Source organism: Candidatus Phytoplasma bonamiae, assembly GCF_030586845.1.
Lineage (GTDB): Bacteria > Bacillota_I > Bacilli_A > Acholeplasmatales > Acholeplasmataceae > Phytoplasma > Phytoplasma bonamiae.
The window spans coordinates 1-17,557 of the sequence record NZ_JAOSIQ010000009.1 but is presented as its reverse complement, the minus strand read 5'-3'; the positions used below and the strand labels follow the sequence as shown (position 1 = coordinate 17,557).

The following is a 17,557-nucleotide window of genomic DNA, read 5'->3' as shown; positions in this document are numbered from 1 at the left end:
AAAAAAAGGATAAATTATGGCAAGCCGGATGCTTGGAAACTTGCTCGTCCGGTTTAGAGGGGGGCTGTTTGTAATGAATAGCTGGTCGATAAATCCAGTTATTGGGACGCAAATAATCTATCCCTATCTCAAGGACATCCTGATAAAATAGCAGATCAAATTTCTGATGTTTTATTAGATGCTTATTTGAAGCAAGATTCTAATGCAAAAATCGCTATTGAAACGATAGGGGCGCCAAAGAGGCCTAAATTTCGTGCTATCTAACCAATAGCCAGGGCCGATAAACCCTGAAAGGATATGGTCGGTTTATCAGACGAAAGAATGATAAATTATAGCAGACCATAAAAGCGGGTTGCGATGAAGTAGTTAGTCAAGAAGACACCGCCACCGAATGGTTCTAAGGGTAAGCCTGAAATGGTCTAAGAAGATAAGTAGATGTATAATAACATAACCTGTTTCGCAAACTACTATAAGCGAGCAGTCTAGAAGCTATAAATATATACTATTGGTATTGGATAGTTTATCACTTAACCAACCTGGAATCTCACCATGAATAAAATGGTTACTTCCCCTAAGGAATCAAGGTTGATATTTAGCGTAACTTGGAGAATCCTAAAGGCGAGTTGTTAAATTAACGAATAATGAGATTAAAGTCATTATAGCCCAAGGAGAAAGCGACTTCTTAGTAGTCGGAGGAGTAAAACTGGATCTGGAATGATCCAGTTAATCGTCCTCCCTAGAACAAGGTTAACGACCTTGATAGGGCGAAAGAAGTTAGTAATTTATGGTTTATCGATAAATTATGGCAAGCCGGATGCTTGGAAACTTGCTTGTCCGGTTTAGAGGGGGGCTGTTTGCAATAGATAACTAACTAGTTGATAAATCCAGTTATTGAAACGCAAATAATCTATCCCTATTTACTAAAAATAAAATTATTCTTTGTGGAGAAATTAAAAGTTCTATTAATTTAGATGGGCGCCAAAGAGGCCTAAATATCGAGTGAACTAACCCATCACCAGTGCGATAAACACTGACAGGCTAAGAACGGTTCTTGAAAGGAAACCATCAAGAATTACAGCAGTTCTTAAAAGCGGGTTGCGATGAAGTAGTTAGTCAAGAAGACACCGCCACCGAATGGTTCTAAGGGTAAGCCTGAAATGGTCTAAGAAGATAAGTAGATGTAATAACATAACCTGTTTCGCAAACTACTATATGCGAGCAGTCCAGAATCTACAACATATGATCTAAGTGTTAGATAGTTTATCACTTAACCAACCTGGAATCTCACCATGAATAAAATGGTCACTTCCCCTAAGGAATCAAGGTTGATATTTAGCGTAACTTGGAGAATCCTAAAGGCGAGTTATTAAATTAACGAATAATGAGATTAAAGTCATTATAGCCCAAGGAGAAAGCGACTTCTTAGTAGTCGGAGGAGTAAAACTGGATCTGGAATGATCCAGTTAATCGTCCTCCCCAGAATAAGGTTAACGACCTTGATAGGGCGAAAGAAGTTAGTAATTTATTGTTTATTCAATGGGGATCAATAAAGGGGAGTTAGTGAATATGCCAATAACTTTTTTTAAGGACACTAAACTTTTGTAAACATCGGATATATTTCAAGGTCATTTTCATAAATGACGGAGAATGCACAGCTAGTTAGTAGCAATACGAAACTAGTCTCTGAAAAGATGATAAATTATGGAAAGCCGGATGCTGGGAAACTTGCTTGTCCGGTTTGGATGGGGGCTGTTTGTAATAGCTATCAGAAAATAAATTTTGATATTGAAACGCAAATAATCTATCCATATCAAAAAACAATAGAAACTATTGTTCGAGAGACAATAAAAGATATAGGTTATATAAACAAAGAAGATAATTTTTATTATTTAGATTTGTTAATTGTTAATTTAATAAATCAACAATCTGAAGAAATTAATAAAGCTGTTTCAGTTAATGGTGGTGCTGGAGATCAAGGTGCAATGTTTGGTTACGCTACTAATGAAACACTCTGTTATATGCCCTTACAGTTTGTACTATCTCGAAATTTAGCTTTACAATTAAATAAAATAAGAGAAAATAAAATTTTGCCTTTTTTAAAACCAGATGGTAAAACACAATTAACTATGACATGCGATGAAAAAGGTAATTTATGTTATATTGATTCAATTGTGATTTCTTGTCATCATAGTGATATTATTAAAAATAATAAAACTTTTTCAGATGATATTATAAAATATGTTATTACTCCAGTTATCCCTATTAAATTTATAAACGTTAAAACTAAATTTTATATTAATCCAGCGGGAAGTTTTATTCAGGGTGGTCCTTGTTTCGATACCGGCTTAACAGGGCGAAAAATTATTCAAGATAGTTATGGCAGCGAAGTACGTCATGGAGGAGGTTGTTTTAGTGGCAAAGATGCTTCTAAAGTGGATCGTAGTGGAGCATATATGTTAAGGTATTTAGCTAAAAATATTGTTGCTTCTGGTATTTGTGATAAATGTGAATTACAAATAGCTTATGTCATTGGAGTAAATTTTCCTGTGGGTTTATTTATTAATACTTTTAATACTAATAGAGTTAATGATAATCTTATTCTTGATACAATTTATAATAATTTTGATTTAAGTCCTCAAGGGATTATTAATCAATTAAATTTAACTAAACCTATTTTTCATATGACTGCTAAATATGGACATTTTGGTGTCGATAATGATAAATTTAGTTGGGAAAAAACAGATAAAATAAAATTATTTTCTCGGTTGTTGAATAAATTTTAATAATTATTAAATATTTATGTTTTTTATCTATATTTATTGGAGTTAATATTAAATATATTTAATTATTGTTTATCATCTCATCGATAATCATTATGGATATTATAAATTATGTCATTAAGTGATTCATTTTAATTTTTTTATTATTGGGGGGTTTTAATTTAATAAAAAATATCATTGTGTAATAATTTTAGTTATTTTAAGGTTATTTTTATAAAAGGTTATACAAAAATATATGAAAAAAAAATTAGTTAAAACGGTTCGTTGTCGTGATATTAATTTTAGTCAGTGGTATACAGATCTTTGTTTAAAAGCTAAATTAATTTCTTATTCTGATGTGCCAGGTTTTTTTATTTATTTACCCGATGGTTATTTTTTATGGGAAATGATACAAAAATTTTTAAATCATTATCTAAAAAAAAGTAATCATCAAAATGTTTATTTTCCTTTGCTTTTTTCTGAAAATTTGTTTCAATTAGAAAAAGATCATATTCAAGGTTTTGCTCCTGAAACTTTGATTATTGATAATGTTGCTAATCAACTATTGCCTTCTAAATTGATTCTTCGTCCGACTTCAGAAGTAGTTTTTTCTAAGTATTATTCTAATATTATTACTTCTTATAGAGATTTGCCTAAATTATTTAATCAATGGTGTAGTGTAGTTCGTTGGGAAAAAAATACTAAGCCTTTTTTAAGAAGTAAAGAATTTTTATGGCAAGAAGGCCATACAGTTCATGCTTCTAAAAAAGAAGCTCTTGAAGAAACTCTTTATATTTTAAATTTGTATAAAAAATTAGGTAAAAAATTGTTAGCTATACCTTTTATTTCGGGTATTAAAACAGAAAAAGAAAAATTTAAAGGAGCTGTGACGACTTATGCTATTGAAACTTTAATGTATGATGGTCAATCTTTACAAGCAGGAACTTCTCATTATTTAGGCACTAATTTTTCTAAAATTTTTAAAATTCAATTTCAAGATCAAAATTCTGTTATACAAATAGCACATCAAACATCTTGGGCTATTTCATCTAGATTGATAGGTGCTATAATTATGGTTCATGGCGATGATGAAGGTTTAGTAATGCCACCTTATATTGCTCCCATACAGATAGTTATTATTCCTTTAAGGTTAAATAGTTCTCTTTTATCCACTAAAGTTAATTTTTATTATAAACAGTTATTTAAAAAATATCGAACTAAATTAGATATACAAAACAAAAATATTGGTTGGAAATTTAGTCATTATGAATTGCAAGGAATTCCTTTGAGATTAGAAATAGGGGAAAAAGAATTAAAAAATGATCAAATAACAATTTTTATTAGACATAGTCGAAAAAAAATTATTATTAATTCTTCCGAGTTATTAACAAATATATCTAAATTATTTAAAAATATTCATCAAAATATGTTTGATAATGCTTTGAAACGTATGGAAAAAAATATTTATATTGCTAGTAATTATGAGGAATTTAAACTTTATTTAGCTCAAAAAGGATACGTTAAAATGAGTGTTTTAGCTAATGAAGCGGAAGAAATCATCAAAAAAGATACAGGAGCTACAGCTCGAGTAATTTTGAAAGAAAAATTATTAAATAAAGTTTGTCCTGTTACTCGTAAAAAAGCAAACCAAACTATTTTATTCGCTAGAGCTTATTAAAAAGATCAAAATTAAAATTAATCTAAATAATTAATGATTTTACTTTTATTTGAATTTATGGTAAAATTATTAAAAGTTATTCTATAATAAAATAAGAAATTAAACAAGGAGAATAAGGTAATTTAAACGTATATGGAAAATGATGATAAAAATAATTATTTAAAAAGTTTTATTTTTTATAACCTATATTTTGTTGCAGTTAAATGTGAAAGAGGTTATAAAATAAAATGAGTATAATTATTTTGACTATCATAGCATTAATTTTTATCAATGCTTTATTGTCAGCTATCGAAATATCTTTAGTTTCTTTAAGTGAAAGTAAATTGGATATTGAAATAGAAAAAGGTATTAAAAAAGCCTTAAAAATTAAAAAAATTAAATCTAAACCTACTCATTTTTTGTCTGTTATTCAAATTGTTATTCATATATTGACAGTAATTCAAGGTTATATGTTGCATCATGATTCACATGGTGAGGTTCAAATTTTGTTAACTGTTCTTTCTTTGGTTTTAGGAGATATTATTCCTAAAAGAATTGCTTTAATTTATCCTTTAAAAACTGCTTATTATTTATTAGGTTTATTTAATTTAGTTTGTTTTTTTATGAAACCTTTTGTTTGGTTATTACATCAAATAAGTAATATCATTCTATATTGTTTAAGAATTGATCCTAATAAAACTCAAGATATTGTTTCTGAAGATGAATTGCGTTTTTTATTAAGCGCTTCTTATAGTCAAGGAGTTATTAATAGTAATGAAAATAATATGATACAAAATATTTTTGATTTTAATACTACTAAAGTTTCCGATATTATGCGTCATAGAAAGGAAATTGTAGCTATTCGTCATGATATTAGTATTAATGAATTGAGAGAATTCATTTTAAAAGAGAAATATACTCGATTTCCTGTTTATATGGAGAATTTAGATAAGATTTTAGGTATAGTGCATATCAAAGATCTTTTTAAGGTTTTATTAGTTGCAAATGATCAACGATCTTCTAAAAATAATTATTCAAAATTTAATATTAATCATTATTTAAGAAGGGTTTTTTACATTACAGAATTCAAAAATATTAGTGAATTATTGAAAGAAATGCAGTCTAAACAAAAACATATGGCTATTGTAGTTGATGAATATGGAGGTACAGCTGGTATCGTAACCATTGAAGATGTTATTGAAGAAATTCTAGGCGAAATTCAGGATGAATATGATAAAAACGATTTCGAAATTGTAAAAATTTCCGATCAAGAATTTATTATAAAAGGTACTGCTCATCTTTGTGATATAGAAGAATATTTAAATGCTAATTTACCAGTAGATGATTATGATACTTTAAGCGGTTTTATGTTGGATAAATTGCGTAGAATGCCAGAAAGTAACGAAAAAATAAGAATAGTTTATAATGATTGGGTTTTCGACGGTTTATCTCATAATGGTTTAGTAATTACCAAAGTTAAAGTGACTAAGTCTATTATCCCTAAACAGATAAAATAATTTTTTTATTTTTTTATAATTTAAAATAAATTATAAGTAAAGTTTGAATTTTTCTTTTTTATTTATTTTATTATTATTTAAATTAATAATGATTGATTAGGCATATTTATTAGAAGGTTTGGTTGAGTCATATATGAATTCTTTGTTTTATAATTCTGAAATATTATTATTAGTTGAAGAGTTGCAAACTAATTTGAAAACAGGATTAACAGAACAACAAGTTCAAACTAGATTAAGCGAAAATGGTTTGAATGAATTGTTCAAAACTAAACCTAAGTCTTTAATAAAAAAATTTTTTAGCCAATTAAATAATTTTTTTATATATATTTTACTAATGGCAGCTTTTATTACTTTAACAATAGGTTTTTTTTCTAGCCATCAAGAAGAATTATATGAAGGTATTTTAATTTTAATAATTATATTAGGTAATGCTGTTTTTGGCGCTTTCCATGAACATCAAAAAGATAAATCTTTTGATATTATTGCTAAAAATACTAAAATATATGTAAAAGTTTTACGAGAATCTAATGTAAAATCAATTACTAGTGATCAATTAGTTCCAGGAGATATTGTTTTTTTGGATAAAGGAGATATAGTTCCTGCAGATTTACGTTTATTAGTTTCTAATAATTTACAAGTGGATGAAGCGATTTTGACAGGCGAATCTGTAGCAGTTACTAAACAAGTTGAGATTAAAATGAGTGATTCCAATTTATTGAATTATAAACATTTGTTATTCATGAATACTGTTGTAATTAATGGAAATGCTGAAGCTTTAGTGATTAATACAGGTATGAAAACTCAAATAGGTAAGATTGCTAAATTATCTCAAACAATTCAAAAAGAAAAAACAGTTTTAGAATTTTATTTACAAAAATTAACTAAAATATTGAGTATTATTATTTTTATTTTAATTTTAATAAATTTTATTTTTAATGTTATGAAATATTATTTATTTTTTCATTATTTGAGTTGGGATATTATTAGTAGTTATTTATTATCTTCTATTGCTTTAATCGTAGCAGTTATTCCAGAAGGTTTATTAGCTATTATGACTATTATTTTTGCCTTTGGTATAAAAAAGATATCTAAAGAAAATGCTATTGTTAAAAATTTAAAGACATTAGAACGATTGGGTTCGATTAATGTTATTTGCACAGATAAAACAGGTACACTTACTCAGAATAAACTATTAATTAAATCATTATATGTTTATTCCGATTTTGTTCATATTGATTATTCTAATAAATTAATTTGTAATAATTTAATGGCAAGTTGTAAAGAATTAGTTTATTATGGCCTTTTATGTAATAGTATCGCTCAACATTATAATGAAAAGATTATTTCTTGTTATGATTTATTAGATTCTGTAGATCGTTCTTTTGTAGAATTATCTAAATTTTTAAATATCGATGTTGCTGAGTTGCAACAACAATATAAATTAATTAAAATATTTCCTTTTGATGATCATTCGAAGTTGATGATTGCTATTTATAAATATCAGCATCGATATTTAACTATTGTTAAAGGTGCTGGAGAAATTATATTGGATTTATCATATTATATTTATAATAATCAAAAACAAAAAAATGTTATTAAAAATGCAAAACATAAAGAAGATTTTGAATTTAAATTAAATAAAAAAGCTCAAATGGGTTATAAAGTGTTAGGAATCGCTTATACAAATTTTTTTGATTATCGTTTTTTATGTGATAATACTTCTGTAAAAGAAATTTTGTATATTTTGCGTAACAATATTATTTTAATCGGGTTAGTAGGTATTGAAGATCCTATAAAGTTAGAAGTTTTTCACTCGATACAAGAATGCCATGAAGCTAATATTAAGACAATTATGATTACAGGTGATCATCGTTATACAGCTATTCAAGTAGCTAATAAATTAAAAATTTTAAATAAAAAAACTGATTTAATTATTGATGGTTCTGAATTAGATAAATTAACTGAAAAAGAATTATTAAAAAAATTAATAAATATTAAGGTTTATGCTCGTACTATTCCAACACATAAACTAAAAATTGTAAGAGCTTGGCAAAAATTAGGTTATATAGTGGCTATGATTGGTGATGGAGTTAACGATGTACCTAGTATTAAACAAGCTGATGTAGGATTAGCTATGGGTTTAAGTGGTACCGAAATTACAAAAAAAAGCGCTGATATTGTTTTAATGGATGACAATTTTCATACTATTTTAACATCTATTAAAGAAGGGCAAAATGTTTTTGTTAATATTCGTAAAAGTTTAGTTTTTTTATTAAGTTGTAATATGGGCGAAATTTGCCTTATATTATTGAATAGTTTTTTTGGTTTTTTTTGTTTTCCTTTTGATTTTGTTATTTTAAATACTTTACAAATTCTTTGGATTAATTTAGTTACTGACTCTTTAGTAGCTTTAGCTTTAGGTATGGAACCTTCAGAGCATAATATTATAGATCATTCTATGATAAGCAAAAATAATAATTTTTTAAATAAATCAATAATTTATAAAATTTTTTTAGAAGGTTTAATGTTGGGTATTGTTGTTTTTGGTTCTGCTATTTTAGGTTATTATATTCATAGTATTGATAATTTTAAATATGGGCAAACTTTTGCTTTTATGGTTTTAGCTTTTTCACAGTTATTTCATGCTTGGAATTTTAGAAGTTTATCAAAGTCTATTTTTTCCATTAAAACTAAAAATAATCTTTTTATAATTTATTTTGTAATAAGTTTTGCGATACAGTTTATTATTTTATTTATTCCTGTTTTCCAAAAATATTTTAATTTGGCTAAGTTATCTTTTTGGGATATAAGCATTATTATAGTTATTTCTTTAATTCCCATATTGATTGTTGAATTATTTAAAAAATATTTTAAAGATTAATTTAATTAGTTAGTTTGTGAATTTTTTTTCTGAATTTTGAATTTTATTTCAACAATTTTATATATAAATTTTTTTAATTGATATTATTTCAAAAGATTGGGAGCATTTATTAATGGGATTTATAAAATATAAAAGTTATATTTTATTAACTATAATTAGAAAGATTATTTATTATTTTTTTAATTTATTTTTATTTTTTTTAGTTATATTTTTGTTATGTAATTTAGTTTTAGATAAAGAAAAAACTTCTCAAATTTTTCGTTTTAATTTTTCTCGTGTATCTAGTGATAGTATGTTGCCTTCGATGCGCGTTGATGATATAGTTTTTTTTACTATATTAGATGAAAATAAATGTAAATTGTTAAAACCGAGTAATCCAAGAACTTTAGATGGTGATATAATTATATTTAAAGCTGATTATTCTCAATTTTCTTATTTAAAAGATAGTTTTATCATTCATAGAGTAGTTGCGAATAATAATCAAGAAAAATACGTTACTACGAAAGGCGATAATAATCCGGCTGTTCAAAAATTTGAAGAAAAAATTCCTTATAAAAATATTTTTTATAAATATTCTTTTAAAATTCCTTACGAGATAACTTATGCGTTTATATGGGGAATGATGTTATTATTATTTTATTTTATTGTTTGGGGAGAATATGAATACGATGATAATTTAGTTTAAAATTTTAATTCATTAATTCAGATCATTAATTTGTTAAAAGAGTTATTTTATAATAAGGGTGATAATATTTTATGTTGATTAATATAAATTGGGAATATATCATTGACAAAGAACGACAAAAAAATTATTTTATTAAAATAAAAAATTTTTTGAGAATTCAATCTCAATTGGGGAAAAAAATTTTGCCAAATGCAAAAAATATTTTCACCGCTTTTAAATTTACTTCCTGGGAACAAGTAAAAGTGGTTATTTTAGGACAGGATCCTTACCCTGGACCTAATCAAGCTCACGGTTTAGCATTTAGTACTTTATCTTGGGATACTCCTAAAAGTTTAAAGAATATTTTTATTGAGTTACAAAATGATTTATCTATTATAAATTTTAGAAATCAATTATTTTCTTGGGCTTATGAAGGGGTATTGTTATTAAATACCATTTTAACTGTTGAACAAGGATTTCCTTTGAGTCACAAAAATATTGGTTGGCATATTTTTATTATTAATATATTTAATTATTTATCTTTGAAAAAAAATATTGTTTATATTTTATGGGGGAAACAAGCTCAAGAGTATAAAAAATATATTAATATTAAGGATAATTTAGTTATTGAAAGCAGTCATCCTTCTCCTTTATCTGCTTATCAAGGTTTTTTTGGTTCTAAACCTTTTTCTCGTACTAATGAATATTTAAAACATCATCAAAAAAAACCTATTAATTGGAATTTATGCTAAAGAGGATTTTTAAATATTAAGTTATTTAATCGATAACTAGTAATAATGATAAACATTTAAAGGATAAGAATAACTTTTTGCTTAAAAAAGAAATGATGGAAATCAAAACAATTTTAAATTCTAAATAATATTAACTAAGATTATTCCATGATTTCCAATAATTTCATTTAGAAGTCAAAAATATTCTAATAAAATCATAAATATTTAACGAAAAATTAGTCTTCAGTATAAGGGTATTATTATAAGAATCTTTATAATTGCATTTATTTTTATGTTTTTTTATACGAGGGACATTATTATTTATAATATTATATAAGAATAATAAAAAAATTTTTTTTAAAATGCAAATATCTATTTTATTAATTATATGATAACAAAATAATTGAAAGGAGTTTTTTAATTCATGAAGAAAAATTTTCAAAATTATATCGATTGTGTCGGGGCAGATGAATCAGGTAAGGGTGATGTTTTCGGTCCTATAGTAGTTGGTATAGTTTATATAAGGCATGAATTAGCAGATTTTTTATTACGCAATAGAGTTAAAGATTCCAAATTATTAAGTAAAAATTCTATTTTTCAAATAGCTCCTTTTTTGATGAAAAATATTGATTATGATTTTGAAATTTTACAACCTTTTGATTACAATAATTTAATTAAACAAAAATTAAATCTTAATCATATACTCGCTTGTTTATATAATAAATTAATTTTAAGATTTTATCATAATTTAAAATTTTCATCTCCAGTCATTATAGATCAATTTGCAAATAAATCTTGTTATTTTAATTATTTAAAAACAGAATTTAATGTTTATCGTCACATTATATTTAAAACTAAAGCTGAATCTAAATTTTTATGTGTAGCTGCTTCTTCTATTATTGCTCGTTATTTATTTTTAAGAGAGATAGAAAAACTAGGACAACTTAATAATGTAAAATTAATGTTAGGAGCTTCTGATTTAGTTAATCGACAAATTAAATTAATTTATGAAAAATATGGTTTATCTATTTTTTATAAAATTGCTAAAATGAATTTTAAAAATATTAGTAAGAATAATTTTTTTAATTAATCTTAGTTTTCAAATTAAATTTTATGGAAATTTTCAAAAAAATATTCTTAAATTAAAATTATTATAAAAAGGAATAAGCAATATGCATAATATTTTTTTGAAAATAGTTAATAAACAAATACCGACTTATATTATTTATGAAGATGATTTAGTTATGGCTTTTTTAGATATTTCTCAAGCTACTCGCGGTCATACTTTAGTTATTACTAAAAAAGTTTATTCTAATATTCAAGACGTACCACAGGATGTTTTTGTTCATTTATTTAAAATAGTTTATCAAATTAGTCATATATTAATTAAGGCTTTTAAAGCTTCTGGTTTAAATTTAATAAATAATAATGGAGAAGTAGCTGGACAAACTGTTTGTCATTATCATGTTCATATAATTCCTCGCTTTTCTAAGGAAGAAATATGTGTTAAATTATTAGATAATTCTTCTTATTTAAAGGAACAGGATTATAAAATGATTTTACAAAAAATACTAGATTATAATTCTAATTAGAAAATAAAAAATTTAAATATTAGTTGATGTTATTATTTAAAATATATTTAATACATTTTATATTTTGTAAAAAATTAATTAAAAATTTATTAAATTTACTTAATATATTGTACTTAATAAAATAATAATATCTATATTAATTTTTCTCATTTAATTTATTTAATAATTTAATAGTTAAATTAGTTGCTATACGACCTTTGGGAGTTCTTTTTATATAGCCTTTTTGGATTAAATAAGGTTCATAAACTTCTTCTATAGTAAAAATTTCTTCTCCTAAAGTAGCAGATAAATTTTTAATTCCTACTGGTCCGCCATTAAACTTAATTACTAAATTCTTTAAATAATTAAAATCTGTTTCATTTAATCCATTTTCATCAATTTTTAATTTTTTTAATGTTTCTAGCGTTATTTGATGAGTAATTATTTTATTAGAATATATTTCTGCAAAATCACGTGTTCTCCGGAATAAACGATTAGCTATTCTAGGTGTGCCACGACTACGTTTTACTAATTCTGTTAACGCTGATTCTTCTACATAATTATTGTAAACTTTAGCTGTTCTTTGGAGAATAGTTTTTAGTTCTGATTCTTTATAATAATTTAATTTTAAAGTTAAACCAAATCGATCTCTTAGCGGAAAAGAGATATGTCCGAATTTAGTAGTAGCTCCAATTAAAGAAAAAGGTGCTAAATTAATTCGAATAGTTCTTCTATCATAATCTTTACCGATAACGATATCTAAAGCATAATCTTCCATAGCAGAGTATAAAATTTCTTCTACAGTTTTTGGTAATCGATGAATTTCGTCAATAAATAAAATTTCTCCTGTTTTTAAACTGCTTAAAATAGCAGATAAATCTCCAGCTTTTTCTAAAACAGCTCCATTAGTAATCTTTATATTTGTTTTTAATTCGTTTGCGATAATGCGTGCTAAAGTGGTTTTTCCTAAACCTGGAGGTCCATAAAATAATAGGTGATCTAAAGTTTCTTTTCGTTTTCGTGAAGCTTTGATATAAATATTTAAAATATGTTTAATATCTTCTTGCCCCGCGTATTCTTTTAATGTTTGAGGCCTCAAAAAAGCATCTTCATTTTTATTTTTTTGATTGGGTTGATTTTTTAATTTTTTTTCCATTTTATTTCCTATTTTTTAATAATAATTGCAAAGCTTCTTTAATCATGGCTTCTATATCTTGTTCTGTATTGATTTGATTTATAGTAGAATTAATTTGTTTTATATCAAAACCTAAATTACATAAAGCATTTTGAACATCTTTTTGTTTTGGATTAAATGTATATTTTGTTTTTTTATTTTTATTTTTGGTATTTAAATACCAAACAATTTGTTGTGCGGTTTTTTCGCCAATACCTGGAAATTGTTTTAAGAAATTTATATTATTAGTTTCAATAGCCATTTGAATGTCTGCAAATAATTCGTTTTGTGTCAGTGCAATAGCTATTTTAGGACCTATACCTGGAATAGCAATTATTGTTTTAAAAAAATTTAATAAATTAATATTTGTAAAACCATATAAATAACGTATATTTTCTTTAATATATAAATAAGTAAATAATTTTACTTTCTGATTTATTTTGAATAAATAAGGGTTATAAAAACCTATTTCGTAGCCTATACCATTATTTTCAAGAATTATATTATTATTATTGATTAATTTTACTAAACCTGTAATATAGTAGTACATATTAACAGTTATTTTACTCCTTTTATAAATTAAATTTATGTTTATTCATTTTTGATCTAAAAATAATTATTAATTCAAGGTTATTTTTTAATTTAAATAATTTAATTATTCTCTTAGATATTTGTTGAAATGATTTATTAAATTACATATATTTTACTATACCTAGGCATTATAATAAATAATGATTATATAATTAAAAGGATATTTTTAAATTTTTCTTTAACCTTATATACTCTAAATTGTTAATATTATAAATATTAACTCATATTTAATAATTTTTTATAATTTATGTACAAAAAATTTTTATTCATTTAACTTTGATTTTTAAACAATTTCTTATAATAACATTTTTATTTTTAATAATCTTAATAAAAAAGTAAATTTTTATTAAGTTATTGTGAAAATTATGTATTTTTTATATTTATAATTAAAATGAGTTAATATGTGATTGACAGTAATTATTTTTTATTTTATAATTACTTGAATTATTATTTTTTCAAAATATTTTTTAATTAAATTGCGTTTGGAGTTAGAAACATGTCAGTTAAAATTCGTTTACAACTTTTTGGTTCTCGTCACAAGCCTTTTTATCGTGTAGTAGCAATTGATGCTCATAATAAAAGGAATGGTAAATTTTTAGAAATTTTAGGAAACTATGATCCCTTAAAAGGAATAATTAATTTAAATTTAGAGAAAATTAATTATTGGTTATCTTTAGGCGGACAACCTACTACTACTGTTAAAAATTTGTGTAAAAAATTTAAAAAGAATTAAATTAATTAATTCTTCGAGTTTAAAAGTTTTAAAAATAATAGAATAATCCAAAAGGAAATATAATTTAAATAAGAAATTTATTTTTTGTTTTTTGAAAAGGAAAGATTATTTGATAAATAACATGCAAATAGATATTGTAACTATTTTTCCGAATTTTTTTGATTATTTTTTAAATCATTCTATTTTGAAAAGAGCTAAAGACAAAAATAAAGTTATTATAAATATACATGATTTAAGATTTTATAGTCACAATAAACATTTTAAAATAGATGATAAGCCATATAGTGGTGATTCAGGGATGTTGTTATCGTTTCCGCCTTTATATGATTGTTTAAAGAAAATAAAATCAAATATTAAGAATAAGAGTAAAGTTATTTTATTATCTCCTCAAGGAAATGTATTAAATCAATTTAAAGCAAATCAATATATTAATGATTTTGAACAATTAGTTATTATTTGTGGTAATTATGAAGGTGTTGATGCTAGAATTTTAAATTTTATAGATGAAGAATTATCTATTGGTGATTACGTTTTAACTGGTGGGGAAATTGCTTCCTTAGTTTTTATAGATGTTATAATTAGGCTTATACCAGGAGTGATTCATAAAAATTCTTATCTATCTGATTCCCATCAAAAAGGTTTATTAAAATATCCTCAATATACCAGACCTTTCGAATATAAAAATTATAAAGTTCCTTCAATTCTTTTATCCGGGGATCATCAAAAAATTTATAAATGGCGTTTGAAAGAAAGTTTAAAAAATACTTTTAAAAAAAGACCAGATTTATTAGACAAAATTTGTTTAGATGAATTAAATCAAAAAATATTAAAAGAAATTAAAAATGAAGATGAAGAATAACAATTATATTTTTCATATTTTTTTAATTATAAATAAATAAAATTTTTTTATTAAGGAAGTGGAAATATTAAATTATGGAATTCAAAGGTCAGTCTTTAATAAGATCTATAGAGAGTCAAAGTTTGAAAAAAATACCTTTTTTTAAAGTTGGTGATACTGTTAGAATGTTAATTAGACAATCTAATGGTGATAATAAACGTGTTCAAAATTTTTCTGGATTAGTTATTAAATGCCAAGGTAGTGGTATATCTGCAACTTTTACTGTACGTGCTATTAGATTCGGTGTAGGAGTAGAACGTACTTTCCCTGTTTATTCAGATTCTTTAGAAGATATAGAAGTTCTTAGTTCTGGTATAGTTCGTCGTGCGAAATTATATTATATACGTCATTTATCATCGAAAGCTGCTAGAATTAAAACTAAACATAAATAAAATTTTTAAATAATGATTGATTTTATTTAAAAATATTGTTTATAATCTATATAATATTATGTTTGTTTATTGTATTATCATATAAATATAAAGGAATATAGAAATATTTATAAAAAAAATCAAATTAAAAATTGGAGATAAACAAATGCCTTTGTTTGAAGAATTAAAACTGCGTAATTTAATAAAAGATTGTAGCAATGAATCAGATTTAATGCATAAGTTAAATCATAATGTTATTAATTTTTATTGCGGTTTCGATCCTACAGCTATTTCTTTAACAATAGGACATTTGGTGCAAATTAACACTATTTTGCTTTTGTATAATAAAGGTCATAGTCCTTTTATTTTAATAGGGCAAGCCACTAGTTTAGTTGGAGATCCTAAAGAAACAAAAGAAAGAACTTTATTAATACCGCAAGAAGTTGTTAAAAATACTCGAGATATCGTTTCACAATTAAAACGTTTATTGCCTCACAACAGAGTATCTTTTGTTAATAATTATGATTGGTTATCTCAAATAAATTTTTTGGATTTTTTACGTCAATATGGTAAATTATTTAATATTAAATATATTTTGTCTAAAAAAATTATATCCAAAAGATTGAATAATGAAAATTCCGGTATTTCTTATACTGAATTTTCTTATAATTTATTGCAAGCTTTTGATTTTTATCAATTATATTCCAAAAATAATGTAATATTGCAAATTGGTGGCTCTGATCAATGGGGAAACATTACGAGCGGTTTGGAATTAATTAGAAAATTAATTAATCCTTCTCGAAATAAACCTTTAGGTATGAGTATTCCTTTATTATTAAACGATCAGGGCGTTAAAATTGGCAAAAGTGAAAAAGGTAATGTATGGTTAAATCCAGAATTAACTAGTCCTTTTGATATGTATCAATATTTTTTAAATTTACCCGATAATCGTGTAATTTCATGTTTAAAAAAAATGACTTTAATTGCATTAGATCGTATTAATTATTTAGAATCTGAAATGAAATTTAATTCCTACAAAAGATTAGCTCAAAAAGAATTAGCTAGTTATATAGTTTCTTTAGTTCATGGTCAATTAATATCTAAAGATTGCGAAAAGGCTAGTTATCTTTTGTTTAATAAAAAAAGATCAGATTTGGTAGAAGCAGATTTAAAATTTTTAAAAAAATATTTATTTTGTTTATCAGTTGATCAAAAAGTTACTTTATTAGATGTTGTCGTTCGAAGCAAATTAGCTTTTTCAAAGAAAGAAGTTAAAGCATTATTATTATCTCAAAGTATTAAAATTTTTCCTTGTATAAAAGGTTTTGATTATGATTTGTGTTTAACTCCTGAATTAGCTTTATTCAATAAATATTTTTTATTGACTAAAAAAAAGAAATTTAACATTTTAATATATTTTTCTTAAATTTTTTTAATTCATAATTAAAATTTATTAATTTTTTTAATCTACAAAATGTGAGTCAAAATATTATGGTTAATTATTTATTATATCGTCAATTAATTATAAAACATTTAAAAAAACCTTTTAATTATGGTGGGCGCCAAAGAGGCCTAAATTTCGTGCTATCTAACCAATAGCCAGGGCCGATAAACCCTGAAAGGATATGGTCGGTTTATCAGACGAAAGAATGATAGATTATAGCAGACCATAAAAGCGGGTTGCGACCAAAGCAAATTAGTCAAGAAGACGCCGCCACCGAATAATTCCATGGAGAAGCCTGCAATGGCCTAAGAAGGGAAATGGATGTAATATTAAACCTGTTCCGGAAGTTGCTTAAACGGACAGTCCAGAGTCTACTAGTATAAAACCATAATACTGAGTAGTTTATCGGATAAAGAAACCTGGAATCAGCCTCCCAAACAAAGAGGATACTTCCCCTAAAGAATTAAGGTAGAAATTTAGCGTAACTTGGAGAATCCTAAGACTAAGTAATTCAATTTACCAATCAGGAAATCAAAGCCCTGATAGTTAAGGATAAAGAATCTGTT

General features: G+C 24.7%; 16 protein-coding genes and 1 pseudogene. 15 read left to right on the top strand and 2 right to left on the bottom strand.

All coding sequences use genetic code 11. From position 1 onward, the window contains the following. Positions 1–16 precede the first annotated feature (16 nt). The 11 genes and pseudogenes from OC701_RS01360 (at position 17) to OC701_RS01310 (ending at position 11,801) form a co-directional block, all read left to right on the top strand. Positions 17–151 carry a hypothetical protein gene (locus OC701_RS01360; RefSeq protein WP_304514315.1) on the top strand — a complete coding sequence of 45 codons (135 nt, stop codon included), beginning with the start codon at positions 17–19 and terminating at the stop codon, positions 149–151. Next, a pseudogene (locus OC701_RS01355) lies at positions 148–228 on the top strand (S-adenosylmethionine synthetase N-terminal domain-containing protein); the annotation flags it as partial. The gene OC701_RS01360 and the pseudogene OC701_RS01355, both read left to right, overlap by 4 nt. Positions 229–714: 486 nt before the next feature. After that, positions 715–843, top strand: a complete 129-nt coding sequence (locus OC701_RS01350) for a hypothetical protein (RefSeq protein ID WP_304514314.1) — start codon at positions 715–717, stop codon at positions 841–843. A gap of 848 nt (positions 844–1,691) precedes the next feature. Next, entirely contained in the window at positions 1,692–2,783 is a 1,092-nt protein-coding gene (gene metK, locus OC701_RS01345) for a methionine adenosyltransferase (protein ID WP_304514313.1), read from the top strand. A gap of 232 nt (positions 2,784–3,015) precedes the next feature. Further along, on the top strand, positions 3,016–4,437 hold the full coding sequence (gene proS, locus OC701_RS01340) for a proline--tRNA ligase (RefSeq protein ID WP_304514312.1): 1,422 nt from the start codon (positions 3,016–3,018) through the stop codon (positions 4,435–4,437). 227 nt (positions 4,438–4,664) lie between these two features. Continuing rightward, positions 4,665–5,933, top strand: a complete 1,269-nt coding sequence (locus OC701_RS01335; RefSeq protein WP_304514311.1) for a hemolysin family protein — start codon at positions 4,665–4,667, stop codon at positions 5,931–5,933. Between the two features lie 133 nt (positions 5,934–6,066). Further along, a complete protein-coding gene (locus OC701_RS01330; protein ID WP_304514310.1) occupies positions 6,067–8,814 on the top strand; it encodes a cation-translocating P-type ATPase in 2,748 nt (915 codons plus the stop codon). 112 nt (positions 8,815–8,926) lie between these two features. Further along, positions 8,927–9,499 carry a signal peptidase I gene (locus tag OC701_RS01325; protein WP_304514309.1) on the top strand — a complete coding sequence of 191 codons (573 nt, stop codon included), beginning with the start codon at positions 8,927–8,929 and terminating at the stop codon, positions 9,497–9,499. 71 nt (positions 9,500–9,570) lie between these two features. Continuing rightward, positions 9,571–10,230, top strand: a complete 660-nt coding sequence (locus OC701_RS01320; RefSeq protein ID WP_304514308.1) for a uracil-DNA glycosylase — start codon at positions 9,571–9,573, stop codon at positions 10,228–10,230. A 403-nt stretch (positions 10,231–10,633) separates the two neighbouring features. Next, complete coding sequence (locus OC701_RS01315) at positions 10,634–11,299, top strand: ribonuclease HIII (protein WP_304514307.1); 666 nt, start codon at positions 10,634–10,636, stop codon at positions 11,297–11,299. A gap of 82 nt (positions 11,300–11,381) precedes the next feature. Continuing rightward, positions 11,382–11,801, top strand: a complete 420-nt coding sequence (locus tag OC701_RS01310; protein ID WP_304514306.1) for an HIT family protein — start codon at positions 11,382–11,384, stop codon at positions 11,799–11,801. A gap of 136 nt (positions 11,802–11,937) precedes the next feature. Here OC701_RS01310 and ruvB read toward each other — a convergent pair whose 3' ends face one another. Continuing rightward, entirely contained in the window at positions 11,938–12,936 is a 999-nt protein-coding gene (gene ruvB / locus OC701_RS01305; protein ID WP_304514305.1) for a Holliday junction branch migration DNA helicase RuvB, read from the bottom strand. A 1-nt stretch (position 12,937) separates the two neighbouring features. Continuing rightward, on the bottom strand, positions 12,938–13,504 hold the full coding sequence (ruvA, locus tag OC701_RS01300; protein ID WP_304514304.1) for a Holliday junction branch migration protein RuvA: 567 nt from the start codon (positions 13,502–13,504) through the stop codon (positions 12,938–12,940). 537 nt (positions 13,505–14,041) lie between these two features. Between ruvA and rpsP the strand changes: the two genes are divergently transcribed. The 4 genes from rpsP to tyrS all read left to right on the top strand — a co-directional run bounded on the left by rpsP (position 14,042) and on the right by tyrS (position 16,973). Beyond that, a complete protein-coding gene (rpsP, locus tag OC701_RS01295; RefSeq protein WP_304512254.1) occupies positions 14,042–14,278 on the top strand; it encodes a 30S ribosomal protein S16 in 237 nt (78 codons plus the stop codon). Positions 14,279–14,399: 121 nt separating this feature from the next. Further along, positions 14,400–15,137: a tRNA (guanosine(37)-N1)-methyltransferase TrmD gene (trmD, locus tag OC701_RS01290; protein WP_304514317.1), complete on the top strand. Its 738-nt coding sequence runs from the start codon at positions 14,400–14,402 to the stop codon at positions 15,135–15,137. Between the two features lie 74 nt (positions 15,138–15,211). Next, positions 15,212–15,568 (top strand): 50S ribosomal protein L19, encoded by a 357-nt coding sequence (gene rplS, locus OC701_RS01285; RefSeq protein ID WP_320415505.1) that lies wholly within the window; start codon positions 15,212–15,214, stop codon positions 15,566–15,568. A 145-nt stretch (positions 15,569–15,713) separates the two neighbouring features. Continuing rightward, positions 15,714–16,973 carry a tyrosine--tRNA ligase gene (gene tyrS / locus OC701_RS01280; protein ID WP_304514303.1) on the top strand — a complete coding sequence of 420 codons (1,260 nt, stop codon included), beginning with the start codon at positions 15,714–15,716 and terminating at the stop codon, positions 16,971–16,973. Positions 16,974–17,557: the final 584 nt, after the last annotated feature.

Coding starts and splice junctions, on each gene's coding strand:
- OC701_RS01330 (WP_304514310.1), top strand. CDS start 6,067: ATGAATTCTTTGTTTTATAATTCTGAAATATTATTATTAGTTGAAGAG.
- OC701_RS01310 (WP_304514306.1), top strand. CDS start 11,382: ATGCATAATATTTTTTTGAAAATAGTTAATAAACAAATACCGACTTAT.
- trmD (WP_304514317.1), top strand. CDS start 14,400: ATGCAAATAGATATTGTAACTATTTTTCCGAATTTTTTTGATTATTTT.
- OC701_RS01350 (WP_304514314.1), top strand. CDS start 715: ATGATCCAGTTAATCGTCCTCCCTAGAACAAGGTTAACGACCTTGATA.
- OC701_RS01360 (WP_304514315.1), top strand. CDS start 17: ATGGCAAGCCGGATGCTTGGAAACTTGCTCGTCCGGTTTAGAGGGGGG.
- OC701_RS01335 (WP_304514311.1), top strand. CDS start 4,665: ATGAGTATAATTATTTTGACTATCATAGCATTAATTTTTATCAATGCT.
- OC701_RS01320 (WP_304514308.1), top strand. CDS start 9,571: ATGTTGATTAATATAAATTGGGAATATATCATTGACAAAGAACGACAA.
- OC701_RS01315 (WP_304514307.1), top strand. CDS start 10,634: ATGAAGAAAAATTTTCAAAATTATATCGATTGTGTCGGGGCAGATGAA.
- rplS (WP_320415505.1), top strand. CDS start 15,212: ATGGAATTCAAAGGTCAGTCTTTAATAAGATCTATAGAGAGTCAAAGT.
- tyrS (WP_304514303.1), top strand. CDS start 15,714: ATGCCTTTGTTTGAAGAATTAAAACTGCGTAATTTAATAAAAGATTGT.
- metK (WP_304514313.1), top strand. CDS start 1,692: ATGATAAATTATGGAAAGCCGGATGCTGGGAAACTTGCTTGTCCGGTT.
- rpsP (WP_304512254.1), top strand. CDS start 14,042: ATGTCAGTTAAAATTCGTTTACAACTTTTTGGTTCTCGTCACAAGCCT.
- proS (WP_304514312.1), top strand. CDS start 3,016: ATGAAAAAAAAATTAGTTAAAACGGTTCGTTGTCGTGATATTAATTTT.
- ruvB (WP_304514305.1), bottom strand. CDS start 12,936: ATGGAAAAAAAATTAAAAAATCAACCCAATCAAAAAAATAAAAATGAA.
- OC701_RS01325 (WP_304514309.1), top strand. CDS start 8,927: ATGGGATTTATAAAATATAAAAGTTATATTTTATTAACTATAATTAGA.
- ruvA (WP_304514304.1), bottom strand. CDS start 13,504: ATGTACTACTATATTACAGGTTTAGTAAAATTAATCAATAATAATAAT.